The organism is Nocardia sp. CA-135953 (genome assembly GCF_050955735.1).
In the GTDB taxonomy this organism is placed as follows: domain Bacteria; phylum Actinomycetota; class Actinomycetes; order Mycobacteriales; family Mycobacteriaceae; genus Nocardia.
On record NZ_CP192082.1, the window covers coordinates 122,869 to 138,616 of the forward strand.

The 15,748-nt window shown below is 62.1% G+C and carries 9 protein-coding genes; 7 read left to right on the forward strand and 2 right to left on the reverse strand.

From position 1 onward, the window contains the following. The first annotated feature begins 166 nt into the window (after nt 1-166). The 6 genes from ACQPXH_RS00530 to ACQPXH_RS00555 all read left to right on the forward strand — a co-directional run bounded on the left by ACQPXH_RS00530 (nt 167) and on the right by ACQPXH_RS00555 (nt 10,336). On the forward strand, nt 167-1,786 hold the full coding sequence (locus ACQPXH_RS00530; protein ID WP_433600393.1) for a type I restriction-modification system subunit M: 1,620 nt from the start codon (nt 167-169) through the stop codon (nt 1,784-1,786). Next, a complete protein-coding gene (locus tag ACQPXH_RS00535) occupies nt 1,783-3,321 on the forward strand; it encodes a type I restriction-modification system subunit M (RefSeq protein WP_433600394.1) in 1,539 nt (512 codons plus the stop codon). The genes ACQPXH_RS00530 and ACQPXH_RS00535 overlap by 4 nt, the downstream gene beginning before the upstream one ends. Before the next feature lie 299 nt (nt 3,322-3,620). Beyond that, nucleotides 3,621-4,550, forward strand: a complete 930-nt coding sequence (locus ACQPXH_RS00540; protein WP_433600395.1) for a hypothetical protein — start codon at nt 3,621-3,623, stop codon at nt 4,548-4,550. Then, nucleotides 4,531-7,503 (forward strand): type I restriction endonuclease subunit R, encoded by a 2,973-nt coding sequence (locus ACQPXH_RS00545; RefSeq protein ID WP_433600396.1) that lies wholly within the window; start codon nt 4,531-4,533, stop codon nt 7,501-7,503. The genes ACQPXH_RS00540 and ACQPXH_RS00545 overlap by 20 nt, the downstream gene beginning before the upstream one ends. Nucleotides 7,504-7,625: 122 nt before the next feature. Continuing rightward, nucleotides 7,626-8,864, forward strand: coding sequence for a DUF262 domain-containing protein (locus tag ACQPXH_RS00550; protein ID WP_433600397.1), 1,239 nt, complete (start codon nt 7,626-7,628; stop codon nt 8,862-8,864). Nucleotides 8,865-9,136: 272 nt separating this feature from the next. Next, nucleotides 9,137-10,336, forward strand: a complete 1,200-nt coding sequence (locus ACQPXH_RS00555; protein ID WP_433600398.1) for an AAA family ATPase — start codon at nt 9,137-9,139, stop codon at nt 10,334-10,336. A 1,319-nt stretch (nt 10,337-11,655) separates the two neighbouring features. Here ACQPXH_RS00555 and ACQPXH_RS00560 read toward each other — a convergent pair. Next, entirely contained in the window at nt 11,656-11,976 is a 321-nt protein-coding gene (locus ACQPXH_RS00560) for a GNAT family N-acetyltransferase (RefSeq protein WP_433600399.1), read from the reverse strand. A gap of 366 nt (nt 11,977-12,342) precedes the next feature. On the opposite strand from ACQPXH_RS00560, the gene ACQPXH_RS00565 reads away from it, so the two are divergent. Beyond that, nucleotides 12,343-12,768: a hypothetical protein gene (locus tag ACQPXH_RS00565; protein WP_433600400.1), complete on the forward strand. Its 426-nt coding sequence runs from the start codon at nt 12,343-12,345 to the stop codon at nt 12,766-12,768. 209 nt (nt 12,769-12,977) lie between these two features. Here ACQPXH_RS00565 and ACQPXH_RS00570 read toward each other — a convergent pair whose 3' ends face one another. Beyond that, entirely contained in the window at nt 12,978-15,608 is a 2,631-nt protein-coding gene (locus ACQPXH_RS00570) for a helix-turn-helix domain-containing protein (RefSeq protein WP_433600401.1), read from the reverse strand. Between the last annotated feature and the right edge of the window lie 140 nt (nt 15,609-15,748).

The window sequence follows — 15,748 nt, forward strand, 5'->3', positions numbered from 1 at the left end:
GAGTCTAAGGTGAAGTCACCACTTAGGAACACTAGGTTGTGTCTCCCAATGCCATTGAGCGATCAGCCCTGCGTGGCAGGGCTGATCGTGGATCATGGAGAGACTCACCCGTTGACCACGCCATAGGGAACCTGCGGATCCGGAACCCTCCGGGATAACCTGACAGGTGACCCCGGAGGTCGTCGACCTGCTACCTTTGAGTGCTTTCGCCGACCGACGTGCAGAATGGAGTCTTGACGTGGCCCAGCCGGAAGCGTCAGAGCAGTTGGATCTGCTGTCGGGTGCGGCCCAAGGACTTTCGCTCAATGAGCTGGAGGCGCATCTGCTGGGCGCTGCCCATCTCCTCCGAGGCCTCGTTGATCAGGCGGATTTCAAGAGCTACATCTTCCCGCTGCTCTTCTACAAGCGGCTGTGTGATGTCTACAGCGAGGAATTCGATGATGCTCTCGAACATTCTGGTGGGGACCGTGACTTTGCGGCAAAGACGGATCAGCACCGTTTCGTCATTCCGGAGGGTCATCGCTGGGATGATGTCGTAGAGACACCTGACGAGAAGCTTGGCCGTGCGCTCGTTGATGCGCTCCGCGCGATAGAGAAGGCCAATCCAGATACTCTTGACGGAATCTTCGGCGACACGCCATGGACTAACCGCGATAGGGTTCCGTCTCACGTCCTACGAGCGCTCCTCAACCATTTCTCCGCACGATTCCTCGGCGATGCCTATGCAGACGCGGATCTTCTTGGTCAAGCGTACGAGTATCTGATCAAGAAGTTTGCGGATCTGTCCAACAAGAAAGCCGGCGAGTTCTATACGCCTCGCGCCGTGGTCGAGTTACTGGTGAATATCCTTGGCCCGGAGCCGGGCGAGACGGTGTATGACCCAGCTTGTGGTACCGGCGGGATGCTGATCGAGGTCACCAACCACTTCGCTCGAAGGGGTCTGGCTACACGGTTGCTGTGGGGCAAGCTCTTCGGCCAGGAGAAGAACCTCACGACCTCAGGTATCGCTCGTATGAACCTCATCCTGCACGGCGTGGAGGATTTCCGCATAGAACGCGGAGACACCTTGCGCGCCCCTCGGTTCTTCGACCGGGATGGAGGGCTGCGGACCTTCGATTGTGTGATTGCGAACCCGCCCTTCTCGCTGGCTGCCTGGGGGGAGAAGGAGTGGGCCAAGGACCCGTATGGCCGCGGGAAGACCGGCGTTCCGCCGCGCGGCACCGCTGACTGGGCATGGATCCAGCACATGCTTGCCTCTATGCGCCCCGGAACCGGAAGAGCGGTTGTCGTCCTTCCACAGGGCATTCTCTTCCGGGACGGCGTCCAAGCAAGTATCCGCAGGAAGGTAATCGAATCGGACAGGATCGAGGCCGTCATTGGACTGGGGGAACGCCTCTTTTACGGTGCGCCGCTGGCTGCCTGTGTGCTCGTGCTGCGTGCCGAAAAGCCGAAAGGTCGGCAAAAGAAGATCCTTTTCATCGATGCTTCCGACCAGCTGCGCAAAGGGCGCAATCAGAACGAACTGGAGGCTGAGCACCTTTCCCGCATCTTCGGCTGGTATCGCGCCCGTGCTGATATCGAGAATCGTAGCCGTCTGGTGGCACGTCCGGAGATCGAGAGTAACGACGGCAACCTCAACATTGCGCTCTACGTTGGAAACAATCCGGCTGCAGAATTGCCTGCGTTGCACGAAGCCGTCGCTGCCTTGGAAAATGCACTGACCGACGCTGCGGCAGCCGACAACGAACTTCGTGACAAGTTGAAGAAATGGAGGCTCCTCGAATGAGTGACACCAGCATCGCATTGGCTGCGCTGCCAGGTATGGAGGCGATTTCGGGGCAGTTGAGTCAGCGGGAACTGGAGAACTACCTGTGGGGCGCAGCTACCTGTCTACGGGGACTGATCGACGCAGGTGATTACAAGCAGTTCATTTTTCCGCTCCTCTTTTTCAAGCGCATCTGTGACGTGCACGACGAGGAACGTGAGCAAGCCCTGACCACCTACGACGGGGACGCGGAGCTGGCGGCGAAGGAGGAGAACTATCAGTTTCAGATCCCCGACGGTCACCACTGGGCGGACGTACGCGAGGTCCGTTCGGGGCTTGGCTCAGCGCTCGCCCAGGCGATGAAAGCCATCGAGAAGGCCAACCCAGACCAGCTCTCGGGAGTCTTCGGCGATGCGCAGTGGACGAACACCGAACGGCTCTCGGACGGCACGCTCCGCGATCTGCTGGAACACTTCTCCACTCAGGTGCTCTCGCTGGCCAGAGTTCACGAGGACGAACTGGGCCAAGGGTACGAGTACCTGATCAAGAAGTTTGCGGACGACTCAGGCCACACGGCCCAGGAGTTTTATACGAACCGGACACTGGTCCGGCTCATGACACGGATGCTGGAACCACAGCCGGGGGAGACAGTCTACGACCCCACCTGCGGAACAGGCGGCATGCTAGTCACTGCGGCGGCCGAGTTGAAGCGGCAGGGTAAGGACCACCGGCGACTGACCCTCTACGGGCAGGAGTTTAACGTGATGACTTCCTCGATCGCCCGTATGAACCTCTATCTACACGGTATCGAGAACTTCCGCATCGAGCGCGGAGATACTCTCGCCGAACCTCTGTTTTTCGTAGGTGACCGGCTGCGGCGTTTCGACGTCGTGCTCGCGAACCCTCCATATTCGATCAAGCAGTGGAACCGTTCACTCTTTGCAAAGGATCCATATCAGCGCAATATGTGGGGCGTACCCCCTCAGGGAAGAGCGGACTATGCGTTCTTTCAACACATCGCTGCTTCGCTGGACCCTGAAACCGGTCGGTGTGCCATCCTTTTCCCTCATGGCGTGCTATTCCGAGAAGACGAGCGAGTTATGCGGGAGAAACTGATCGAGTCCGATCTCCTGGAGTGCGTGCTAGGACTCGGTCCGGGACTCTTCTACAACTCGCCAATGGAGGCGTGTGTAGTAGTGCTGCGCACTCGGAAGCGATCAGGGCGCAATGACAAAGTTCTTTTTATCGATGCGGCAAACTTGATCGAGCGAATGCGTGCGCAGTCCTTTCTGAGTGAAGCGCATATAACGGAAATATCTAAAGTGTACGCCGGATTCACTGAAGTGGCAGGATTCAGCACAATTCGAGACAAATCCGCGCTGCTAGAGGAGGGTGCGATGCTTGCCGCATCTTACCAAGTGGATCGCTTCTCCATTGGTGAGCAAGAAGACTTGGAGGGTCTGAAAAAAGGTCTGGCGGGATGGGACTTGCAGGTCGTAGAGCAGCGCGTCCACTTGGAGACAATGATATCGCGTCTCGGTGGTGGTGAAATATGAGCTCAAAGGATGCTTCCTGGCGGATAGTCCTGTTCGGCGACGTTGTACGGAACGTTAACGACCGAGTAAGTGCAGAATCCACGTCGACACGGAGTGTGGGACTTGAACACCTCGATCGCTCCTCGCTTGTAGTCTCGAAGTGGGATGAATCTGGGGCGGCATCCAGTTTCACTCGTTCTTTCAAGCCGGGGCAAACACTCTTCGGTAAACGTCGCACTTATCAGCGGAAGTCCGGATATGCTGAATTTCAAGGTGTATGCTCTGGGGACGTCTTGGTGTTTGAGGCTCAAGATAACTGCATGATGCCCGAGTACCTTCCGTTGGTAGTTCGAAGCGAGGAATTCCATCGGCTCGCCCTGAAAACGGCGGTAGGTTCGCTGTCTCCACGCACCAATTGGAAGGCGCTAGCGAAATACGAGTTCGCTCTTCCTTCGCTGCACGAGCAGCGGCGTATCGCTGACCTTCTATGGTCATTCGAGCGTGCCGCGCAGGCGAAGGCGAATGCGCTGGAGGCTGCGCGGCAGGCGGAACTGGCGGCGCTGGCTGAGCTGTACGACGAGCCGGAGTGGCCTGTGCGCCGAGTGATCGAAGTAGGAGATGTGCAGTTAGGTATGAAGCGTGAGCCCAACGTGCACAAGGGAGTTGATATGCGTCCCTACCTCCGCGTCGCAAATGTCGGAGACGACGAACTTTTCCTGGACGATGTCCTGGAGATGAACTTCGCTCCAGCCGCCTTCGCCAAGTATGTCTTACGGCCGGACGATGTACTGCTTAATGAAGGGCAGAGCCTTGAGTATGTGGGCCGAGCGGCAATGTACCGAGGAGAGATCGAGGGCTGCTGTTTCCAGATGACATTGCTGCGCTTCCGCGCGGGTGATGAAGTGTTGCCGGAATTCGCTCTCGGTTGGTTCCGCCGTTGTCAGCGTTTAGGTGCATTCGCCCGGGTGGCCAAGCGCACTACCTCCATGGCACACCTTCCAGCTGGACTCCTCTCGGCCCAACCGATCCCCGTTCCTCCCCTGTCCGTCCAGCAACGCGTCGTGGAGCAGCTCGAAGCCGCCCGTGAATTGCGCACTACCATCGCCGAGGATCTTGCACAGACGCGTAGTCTGATGCAACGCACCTTGAACGTGCTGCTCCAGGGGCCTCAACCTGTTGGCGAACCCGCCGACGGCTTCGAACGTCGACTGTGGCGGGGCGAAACATGGAATGAAGACGGCCGAAGGTGAGCAAGGGGCAGGGATGTTCAGGGAGCAGGATACGGTTCAGGCGTTCGTCACCGACCAGCTCACCGCCCTTCCCGAGCTCAATTGGGTCCGGCTGGGTCCTAACCCGGACCGGACCGAGCAGGACGTGCTTGTCGAGTCCGAGGTGCGTGAAGCCCTGGTCCGCCTCAACCCCACTATCTCGTCAGACCCCGAGCTCGCCGACGAGGTTCTCTACCAGCTCACCGCTCTGATACGGGCAGCGCGTGGCGAAGGAGTGGTCAAGGCCAACGAGGACTTCCGTTCTTGGCTGCTCGGCGAGAAGTCGATGCCCTTCGGACCCGATCATGAGCATGTCACCGTGCAGTTGGTCGACTTCGACGACCTCAGTCGCAACCATTACCATCTCGGCACGGAAGTGGTCTTCTGCCGTGGTGTGACCCGCCGCCGCTTCGATCACGTGCTGTGGGTAAACGGGATTCCTCTGGTCGTGGGTGAATCAAAGTCCGCCACGCGTGCAGGTACAACCTGGGCCGACGGAGTTCTCCAGATCGACGGCTACCAGGCAGAGGTACCGGAGTTCTTCGTCCCCAATGCCCTGTGTTTCGCCATCGACGGTCGCGATCTGCGCTATGGCAGTCTCCGGCTACCTCTTCACCTGTGGAGCCCATGGTGGTCCCCAGGACTGCGGGAGCAGCACCCTTCTCCTGGCCCCGAGTACCTCCGTCAGGCTGTGGACGGCCTGCTGAAGCCGTCGACCGTTATGGATATCACTCGGAACTTCACGGTCTACAGCACTGACGATCAACACCGGAAAATCAAGAACATCTGCCGCTATCAGCAATATGAGGCCGGTCGGCGGATGGCCGACCGGGCCGCCGCTGCGGCCCACGACAAGAACGCACCCCGGCAAGGACTGGTTTGGCACTTCCAAGGCTCCGGCAAGTCCCTTCTGATGGTGTTCACGGCCCAGGCGCTGCGCACAGACCCGCGCACTGGAGCTCCCACAGTGTTGATCGTGGTGGATCGACTGGACCTCGATACCCAGATCACTTCTACGTTTGAAGCTTCGGATATTCCGAACGTGGTTACAGCGGATTCCGGTGACGATCTCGGGGTAATGCTCGCAACTGGTCAGCGGAAGATCATCGTCACCACCATTCATAAGTTCAAAGATCAGGACGGAATTCTGTCGACTCGCCGGGATATTGTCTGCCTCGTCGACGAAGCCCACCGCACCCAGGACAAAGACCTGGGTCAGCGGATGCGCGACGCCCTGCCCGGTGCGGTCTTTTTCGGTCTAACCGGCACGCCTATCAACCGAACCGACGTCAACACCTTCCGGACGTTCGGCTATGAGAAGGACGACGGCCGCTATCTCTCGCGGTACACCCAGGCTGACTCACTGCGTGACGGGACGACGCTCCCCCTGCACTTCGAGCCGCGCGATGCGCGCTTTCGGATCGAAGGCGAGGTCATAGACGCCGAATTCGAGAAGTTGGCTGAGCGACTTACCCCGCGCGAGAAGGCCGCTATGGCCAACCGGGCCGCCAGAATGGGGGCGTTGATCAAGGCTCCTGAGCGAATTCGTATGGTGTGCGAAGACATCGCACGTCACTTCCAAGAGAAGGTGGCGCCTGAAGGTTTTAAGGCACAAGTTGTGGTTTTCGACCAGGAGGCGTGCGTCCTTTACAAAGAGCATCTAGACACGTTGTTGGGCCCGGAGGCCAGCGAGGTCGTGATGTCCACTCAGGGGCAGCCGGAGGAGATAAAGGAGCGCTTCGAGCGAGACACGGCTGAGGAGGCGGCGTTGCTGGACCGCTTCCGAGACCCGGACGATCCACTAAAGATCCTCATCGTTACGGCGAAACTCCTCACAGGTTTCGACGCCCCGATAGCGCAGACGATGTATCTGGACAAAGTCATGCGTGATCACACACTGCTCCAGGCAGTTTGCAGGGTTAATCGCCCGTACCGTCGTCCGGGTAGCGAGCAAGTGAAGTCTCACGGCCTGATCGTGGACTATCTCGGTGTCTTCGCCCGCCTAGGTCAGGCGATGCGTTTCGATGAGAGGGCAGTCGAACACGCAGTCACCAGCATCGAAGGACTACGTGACCAGTTCCCAGACGCTCTGCGTATGTGTCTGGATTTCTTCCCTGGGGTGGATCGTGCCGAAGACGGCTACGAGGCGCTGTTTGCAGCTCAGGACAAACTGCCCGATGACGAGACACGGCAGGCGTTCGCCGAAGCATTCGCCCGGTTGTCCCGACTGTGGGAGGCGTTGGCCCCGGACCCGAAACTGCGCGAGTACGCCGACGATTACCGCTGGCTGGCCAAGGTTCATCACTCTGTGCGCCCCAGCAATGCCACGAGCCCTCTGTTGTGGCGGGTACTCGGCCCCAAGACACGCAAGTTGGTCAACGCACATATCCATGCGGACGTGCCACCTGAACGTCTTGAAACCCTTGTCCTCGACGCCAGTATGGTCGAGTTTCTGCAGAGCGTTCCAGATCGGGGAATCCGGCAGCTTGAGCCCCGGCTTGAGGACCGGCTCGGCCGTCGCCGTGGTGAGCCGCGTTTCGACTCCTTGGCGCAGAAGCTAGAGCGGCTGCGTCTCCAGTACGAGGCGGGGCAGTTGGTGAGCCGCGAGTATCTGTATCAGCTGCTGGACCTCGCGAAACAGACCGTGCAGGCAGAGGACGAGGAGAAGAAGAAGGATCCGAGGGAACAGGGCAAGTACGCTCTCACTCGACTGTTCGAGTCCTCCCGCTCAGAGGGGATACCGGTGGCGGTCGCGAAGCTCGTCCAGGAGATCGACAGCATCGTAGACGCAGTGAGGTTCCCTGGGTGGCAGCACACTACGGGCGGTGAGCGCGAAGTGAAGAAGGCGTTGCGCCGCACGCTGGTCCGATACCAACTGCAACGGGACGAAGAGCTGTTTCAGAAGGCATACGACTACATCCGGCAGTACTACTGAGGTGGCCCTCAGACCATGATCCGCTGGATGTCGGCGCTCGGCCGTATCGTGCACTCAGGCATGGACTTCGCCCGCACCCACCAGGTCCGTACCCGGCCTAGACGCGAGAGGAGGTGACTTGCATGACCCCGGCTCACGACCTACGCGCGTCGGCGACCCAACCCACTGTCGTCAACGTGCGCGAAGTACTTGCCCAGCTCCGCGACGGGCGGCTGCGCCAGCCGTCCGAGCCGTCCAGCAGTGCGGAATGGACGGACCACCACAAGCACGTACTCCTCGATTCAGTCCTGCGCGGTTGGCCAATTGGCACGTTACTTGTCGCGCGTGAAAGGGACGGTTCACGAGTCCTACTGGACGGTCAGCGACGCCTCGCGGCGCTTGAGGAGTTTATACGCGGCGAGCTCCTGGTCGACGGCAGACTGGCCCCACCTGCACGAGTCTTACGGGAATCGGATGGAAAGACGTACCACGCTCTGCCGCAAGGGCTGCGCACAGCGATCGACGACTACCCACTTGTGCTCCTGGAGCTCGATGAACTGCCGCCCGCCGAGTTGCGACACGCCGTGCTGCGGCTCAACGCTGACGCCAGACTTACTGAAGCCGGTCGCAAGCTCGTCGAATCGGGTTCGTTCGGGGAGCAGGTTCGGGGCCTCGTGGCCACGGCGGCCGATTGGGGACTGGGGGAGGAGCGCATCGGTTTCGGGAACGTGGGCTTGGCTTACGAGGACGTGATCAGCAGAGTGTTGGTCGCCGCAGAAGCAGGCAGTGTCCTGGCCGCGGCCGTGGGCAGCGAGCAACTGAATCATCGGCTGTACTCAGGTGATCCAGTAGCCGACCAGACCAGAGATGAGGTGGCTGACGCTCTCAAGGAGTTCGTGTCCCTGCCCGCACTCGACTTGCCCGCCGTTCGGTTTACCAAGCCGACCCTGCTGACCTGGATGCTGGTGATGGTCCGGGCTCGGCGTGCGTTCGGACCCGGAGTCGAACACCACCTGGGGTATCTCCTGGAATGGCTGGAGCCGGAACGCCGAAGGCGGGCCGCTGAACTCGGGTCGGGTGTGACTGCGCCACTTCGAACCGCATTTCTTGGACTGCCATGCGATGCATTGCTGGAGCGGTTCAATGAGGTGTCCGCTGTGGGTGCCCACAGCCCAGAGTCGACGGTCTTACGGGATGCAATCGGCTGGCTGTTTCTTGTGGCGACAGGCGGTGCCCCCTCGCGTCGGGCTTCCCCAGTGCCGGATGTTTTGCGCATGTACGCGGCGCTGACCAACGCAAAAGACGAGCCGTTCACAGAAGACAGGATCGACCAAGTTCTGTGGAAGGACGGGGTACTGAAGTCCTGGGGGGAATGGAGTTGAGCCGGGACACAGCGGACGATGAGGTTCTCCGCCGAGCCCAGATCAGGGATCAGTACCGCAAGCTGGCCAAGGGCCAAGTGCGTTCACCGCTGCGTCGAGTCGAGATAGATGGTCACGCACATCTCGGCTCGCTCACCGCTGAAATGGCGCCGGGTGTCACACTTCTGTGTGGGGTGAGCGGCGCAGGCAAGACACAGTTCCTCCGAACGCTCGCACGCCATATGCGACAGCAGCCTCCGTTGGAGGGCGTGTCTCCTACCACGACGGTCAGATTGACAGGCCAGGCACGGCACCGCAAGAGCGATCGCACCGGCCCTGCCCTGGGCGAGGTGGAACTCGCTGCGGCGAAAGCACCGTGCGTCTTCATCGACACCGCACGGGAATGTTTCGATGTCCTGGCCCAGGTGAGCCGAATTCCTGCTCACGAGCTCGAAAGCGAGCGTGCCGCGGCCGAGAAGGCCCCACGTAGTCCCTGGTTCGATCATGCATTGGGCACCATAATGGGGCGCAAGTACGATCTGGCGACTCACCAGGAGCTGGACAGACGCTCGCCAGCCACCGGTGAGTCATCTACCTGGTTCTACTACGAACTCCGCCGTCACGGCGACACGTATGGGCCCGAACAGATGAGCCTGGGAGAGCTCGCTGCCTGCGTCATTCTGCGTGCCCTGCGTGGAGTGCCGCGTGGCAGTGTCGTGCTTCTCGACGAACCCGAGAACTTCCTTTCTCCCCGCGCCCGTCAACAGCTGCTGGATATCATCGTGGCCCGTGCGGTTGAGATGGAGCTTTCTGTCGTCCTCGCCTCGCACTCACCGGAGTTCGCCTACCTCCTGCCCAGCACTTCGCTGCTCACACTGGAGCGCAGCATCGGTACAACGGCTCAGGCGACTATCTCGACCGGGGCCATTCCTGCTCAGGTCGGTCGGATGCTCGGTATGGCTCCTAGGACCGAAGCTGTGTTGCTGGTCGAAGACCGCTTCGCCCGGCTGATGTTGGAGGAACTGCTTCGCTGCTACCTGTCTGAGCTGGCCCCGCACCTGTGTGTGCAGGATGTGCGAGGCGCTGACACCGTCGCAACCATCGCACGTGCGCTCGGACCAACCAGACCTGCCGTGCCATTTCTCGGCATACTGGACGGAGACACACGCTCCGAGCCGGGTCGCCAGGGAGAGTGGCTAGAGTACTTGCCGGGCGACAAGGATCCCGAAGCCATCGTCATGCAGCTCCTTCGGGAACGTACGGGTGTGGCCTTGAAGGAACTCAGCGTTATGAAGGCCACCTTGAGTCACGCCCTGGAAGAGGCAAACGTCTGCAACATCCACGACCAACCTGCCATCGTTAGCGAACATACAGGAGTTGACGAGATACACCTGATTTCCTTCGCTGTGCGCAGAATCCGCTCGGTACCGAACCTTCGCAGGGACACGGATCGTTTGATGGAACGAGTTCGCACACTCGTCGTGGGTCTTTGAGGTGAAAAACAGGCCCGCACCACGCCAACAGCTAAAATTTAGCAAACTAACACGATCGCAGCGTTAGGCAATCGCACCCTTGAGCTGAGGGTCCCGATCACCGAACCACGTGTGAGCACCCGCGTCAGCGTCACCACCTGGGAGTGCGCTATCGAATTCTTGACGTGACCAGAACATACCGCCATCGGCGATCGCGGCTGTCTCGATCGTGTTCTTGGCTTGGGAACACCGCCAGTCGGGTCGGATATTCGATACTGCGCCGAATGGTGTTGCTGGGCTTCATCGTTCACGTCCGCGCCATCAGACACGACCGACAACGGTATGGGCACCTGGATCGCACCGCCAGCGCTGCTGCGGCGCAGGTTATTGCTGCGAAGATCCCGCGGCTGAACACCCGCTCGATCTAGCGACCTAAGTCTGGTGGCCCGGTTGGTTGACCGGGTTTCGGTCGACCGGGCCGCGGCGGCGTCGTGTCGGAACTGCTTGTGGGCGTGGGTGATCCCCCGGCGGGGGGATGTTGACCGGGTCAACACGATCGCGTTACGGTAGCGATCGTAAGCGTGCCGAAATCACTTGGAACGCAGGATATTGCACCGAAATTGACGTGCGAACAAGGGAACTGGAAGTGCTGCTGCTTCAAGTCCCCCTTCGCCCACAGTTGTATTGCGATATAGCCGCAGGTCAGCACGTGTTTTCGCTGGTTTGCGGCTATATTCGTCAACAGGATTTGTTGACCAGGATCGTCGGTTGGTGTCGACAATCGTTTTCGGCCAAGGAGGGGGAGGGTTCCCCTTTCGGTTCGAACACTGTGAAGACGCCTGGTAGTCGATGGTTTTGGTGCTCGGCGCGTATGGGTGGTCGAGGTCGTGGGTTAGTGGATCGGTCTGGGGGAGAACTGGGGGGAGAAGGGGGTTCGGAAGCACTCCCTTCCCCTGCACCAAGATCGTTGCTGCTTCCCCTGGATGTAGTCAGCCGCCGGCGGCTTGCCGCGCCGGAATGTTTTCCGAGAATGGCTCGTTAGGCGGGCATGACTGCACAGGCTCGCACGCCGATCAATACGACGCGCTTCGTCGTGGTCGCGCCGGACGGCCGCCGTTCGGCGGAGTGGCGGGTGTGGACCGGCAGTAAGAAGGGTGAGTTCAAATACAGCCTGCACAGCAGCAATTACTCGCAGCTCGGATATCTACCCCCGGCGCGCGACGTCCTGCGGCCGGGCGACAGACAGGCGATCGACCGATGGGAGCTCCCGGAGGACGAAATCCTGCCGCACTGGCGCACCGCCCTGTGCATCTGGTTTCCCGAATCGGAACTTGGCGAGGTCACGACGAGTAGTGGCCGTCGTCTTCGAGGGAGTAGTCGCGTAGCACGGCGTCGCGGTGGAAGCCTGGGCGTGTCAGGAGCCGGATCGAGGGTTCGTTGGTGGCGATCGTGTAGGCCTGGACGCGGTGCAGGCGCGTCGGATCGAAGCCGAATCTCACGATGGCGGTGAGGGCCTCGGCGGCGATGGCTTGTCCCCAATGTGGTCGTGCGAGGTCGTAGCCGACCTCGGCGCGGCGGTGGAAGCGTTGCCAGGAGTTGAACCCGAACAGACCGATCATCGCGCCCGGTGAGCCGTTGTCAAGAGCGCGAGTGTCACGCAAGGAGTCAGGATCAGGGTATCGAACTCGTCGAAGGTGAGCGGCTGCGGTGACGAATATTCGAACCATCGTCCGTAATCTTCTTGGTGCGACCAGAACCTGCCGCCACCGGCGACTGTGGCTGTCTCGATTGTGTTCTCGGCTTGGGAGCACCACCAGTTGGGACCCGATATGCGAAACCGTGCCGAATGGTATTGCTGCGCTTCACCATTCACGTGTGCACCCAGCAAGAGTTGTCTGACTTGGAAGCTCACACGGAAACTCCTCGACCCACCTTGAGCGCCGAGGACGTTCAGTTCGCAACCGGCTGATGTAACAGGCGGGCTGGCATGGCGATCCCCCTTGCGATCCATTTAACAGAGGAGAGTTGTGGCAACGCCTGAGTCGAATAAGCCCGACGCTGTCAAGAAAGCCCGTGACCAGCGTGACCAGCGGCTGGGGTGTGGATTTCTCTTGGTCCTGGTCGTCGGCGGCTTTCTGATCTGGGGATGGTCGAACGACTGGTGGCCGAACACTCCAGAGCAGAACGCGCAGTTCGAGAAGATCGAGCAGGAGCGACAGGTGACCGACCGCTGTGAGGATGTCGTCCGCGATCAGCTGAAATCACCAGCGTCGGCGAAATTTTCCGATGTTCAGATCGCCGGGAACTCGAAGGAGGGCTGGGCTGCCAGCGGCTATGTTGATGCGCAGAACAGCTACGGCGCAATGTTGCGTGACGTGTGGACCTGCACAGCAGACCTCAGTGCAGACGGCAAGACGATCACGGCCAAGTTCGGAGCGCTCACGCCGCAGTGACAGGCGGCCCTGATCTGACGCGCGTCAGCAATGTAAGGGGTCGCCGAAAGTTGAATACGCGACTCAAGGAGGTTCTTGGTCTAATGGCTAACCTAAAATCGGGATTGCCGTTCGTGCGGCCTGCCACGGACGGGTTCCGCTGTTTCTCCAGCTCACGCCGCTGTGGAGAGGACTGTTCGCACGATGTCCGGTCGGGTCGGTGGGTCCGGTCAGAACAGATCGTCCCAGGTCCACTCGGGGGCGACGGCACCATCGTCAGGCTCTCTCCCGTACCGGTAGTCCTCCGGGTTCTCGACATTGTCCAGAAACAGGTCGAAGTTCCCGGCCGCGGGTAGCCGGACGGTCAATTCTCGTGCGGCGCCATTCCACCTGGCCGCCCGCAACTGCTCCAGCAGGTCCCTGGCGAAGTTCAGGCCGTCGAGCGCGACGGCGGGTACGGCCCGCTCGGCCAGGGTGTGTGCCATCTCGGTCCACCCGCCCTTCCGCAACTGCTCCAGCAGCCCGGCGACGGCGTGCGGGTTGTCGAGCGTGACGGCGGATGCGGCCCGCTCGATCAGGGTTTGTGCGTGCTTGGTCAATGCGGCCTCCCACAACCGCTCCAGCAGCCGCGCGACACCGCGCAGGTCGTCGGGGCCGACGGCGGATACGGCCCGCTCGGCCAGGGTGTGTGCCTGACCGGTCCATCCGTTCTCCCCCCGCAACCGCCACAGCAGCCGCGCGACACCGTACAGGTCGTCGAGCGTGACGGCGGATACGGCCCGCTCGATCAGGGTGTGTGCCTGCTCGGTCAATCCGGCCTCCGACAACCGCTCCAGCAGCCGCACGACACCGCGCGGGTCGTCGAGGCCGACGGCGGATACGGCCCGCTCGGCCAGGGTGTGTGCCTGCGCGGTCCACCCGCCCTTCCGCAACTGCTCCAGCAGCCCGGCGACGGCGTACGGGTCGTCGAGGCCGACGGCGGGTACGGCCCGCTCGATCAGGGTGTGTGCCTGCGCGGTCCACCCGCCCTTCCGCAACTGCTCCAGCAGCCCGGCGACGGCGTACGGGTCGTCGAGGCCGACGGCGGGTACGGCCCGCTCGGCCAGGGTGTGTGCCTGCTCGGTCCATCCGGCCTCCCGCAACTGCTCCAGCAGCCACGCGACATCACTCGGGGCGTCGAGCGTGACGGCGGATGCGGCCCGCTCGGCCAGGGTGTGTGCCTGCTCGGTCCATCCGGCCTCCCGCAACTGCTCCAGCAGCCACGCGACGGCGTACGGGTTGCTGGGATGGATGTGGTCGATGACCCAGTCCGCTGGTCGTTTGTCGTCCGGGTGCGCGAACCGAAGCAGGCCGACCAGCGCGGCAGCTGCGTCGATGTCCCCGACGCGGGTGGCCTTGACCCACAGCTGGGCGGCATCGCGGTAGAGCCCCCGATCCGACGCGGCCCGGCCGAGGACGGTGTAGTCGCCGGGGTGCGCGTGGGTGGTGAGGGCTTCCCAGAACGGGATCGGTGGGATGATCTCGGAGTATTCGGTGCGGGCGTGCTGGTCGAGGAAGTCGGCCAGGAGATACACCGGCCCGCCGCCCGCTCCACCGGGCCGACCGGCAGGATCGATGCGGGAGCGGGTGCGGGTGCTGCGGGAGCGGGCCGAGGCAGCGGCGATGCGGGGCAGTGGCCCATCGGCGCCCTTGCACGGCCGCGCGGCCTCGGCCAGGGCCTGTTCGAGCCAGTCCGGTTCCGAGGCGACGGTGTTCCATTCGCTGGGACTGACATAGGCGTCGGCGGCCTCGGCGAGCAGCCCGTGCGGGATGGCGTTGCGGTGCCCCATCCTCCGGGCGTCCATCGCGATCCGCACGATCGCCTTCGCGCCGACAGACAGTTCGTTGTCGTAGCGGTGCAAAAGTTCCGGTCCACCGGCCAAGTACTGGGTGATCCGTCCGTCCTCCGCCCGGTCTCGCGCGTACCTGAACCGTGGATCGGTGGCGGCGGCCGCGGCCAGGGCGTCCGGGTCGGCGTCGGCGAACGATGACGGGACCTCGAGCACCGTCGTGACGGTGTTGTCGAGCAGCTCGCGCACCTGGGAGGCGTGGGGGCGGCGCAGTTCGGTGTAGTAGGCGCGCCACAGCGTGCCCACGACCAGCACGGGAGCGCGGGTCGGGTCGCGGAGCAGATCACGCAACGCCACCGCGGCCTTCTCGTCCCCCGGTCGTCCGTCGCCGCCGAGGTATTCCTGGGATTCGTTGAGCCACACCACCGTGCGCGACCGCACCCGCCCGAGACCTTCGCGCAGCGCGGTGCGTCGGTCCGGGCTGGTCGGGTGCCACACCCGCCACCCGCCGTGGTCGCGCAGCGGGGCGAGGGCTTCCCACAGGGCGCGGGTCTTGCCGGTGGAGGAATCCCCCAGCAGCACCACGAACCTGCTCTGATGTTCTTCTGCCGCCGCGGTGACGATCTCGGCGAGGGCGGTGTCGTGGGGGCGCGGGACGTAGGCGGTGAGCGTCGCGTCCTGGCCGGGTGCACCAGTGGTGATGGCCTTGTGGACCCCGAGTTCGATCGGGTCCAGGTGCGCGGTCAGCGGTTGTCCGGCCGCGCCCCGGCTCGCACGCTGGTAGGCGTGTTCCCACGCCACCAGCTCGCGGCCGGTCACCTGGCAGGCGGTGAGGATCTGTTCGACGGTGTCCCACCGCGGCAGGTGGGTTTTGCCGCTGAGGATGTTGCTCAGCGTCGTCTTGCCCAGTTCCCCACCGGCATCGTTGACCAGGGTGACGACACGGTTCTGGCTCAGGTGCTCGCGCTCGAACAGGGCGCGCAGCGCCTCCCGCAGATCCTGCGGTGTCGCGACCGCGTCGACGTCGGTCACCGGTCCGTTGTCTCCGATCTCGTGTCGCTGGTGTCCTCGTGTGGTGACGGGTGATCCCAACAGTATTGCCGCGCCCACCAATTCGCGGGTCGTGTTGTGTGGCAGGCGATCACCACCGGTCGCCGTTGGGTGCCCGGCGT

Bases quoted from the DNA above. Each gene is read 5' to 3' on its own strand.
- ACQPXH_RS00545 (WP_433600396.1), top strand. From the start codon at position 4,531: ATGAAGACGGCCGAAGGTGAGCAAGGGGCAGGGATGTTCAGGGAGCAG.
- ACQPXH_RS00540 (WP_433600395.1), top strand. From the start codon at position 3,621: ATGATGCCCGAGTACCTTCCGTTGGTAGTTCGAAGCGAGGAATTCCAT.
- ACQPXH_RS00550 (WP_433600397.1), top strand. From the start codon at position 7,626: ATGACCCCGGCTCACGACCTACGCGCGTCGGCGACCCAACCCACTGTC.
- ACQPXH_RS00535 (WP_433600394.1), top strand. From the start codon at position 1,783: ATGAGTGACACCAGCATCGCATTGGCTGCGCTGCCAGGTATGGAGGCG.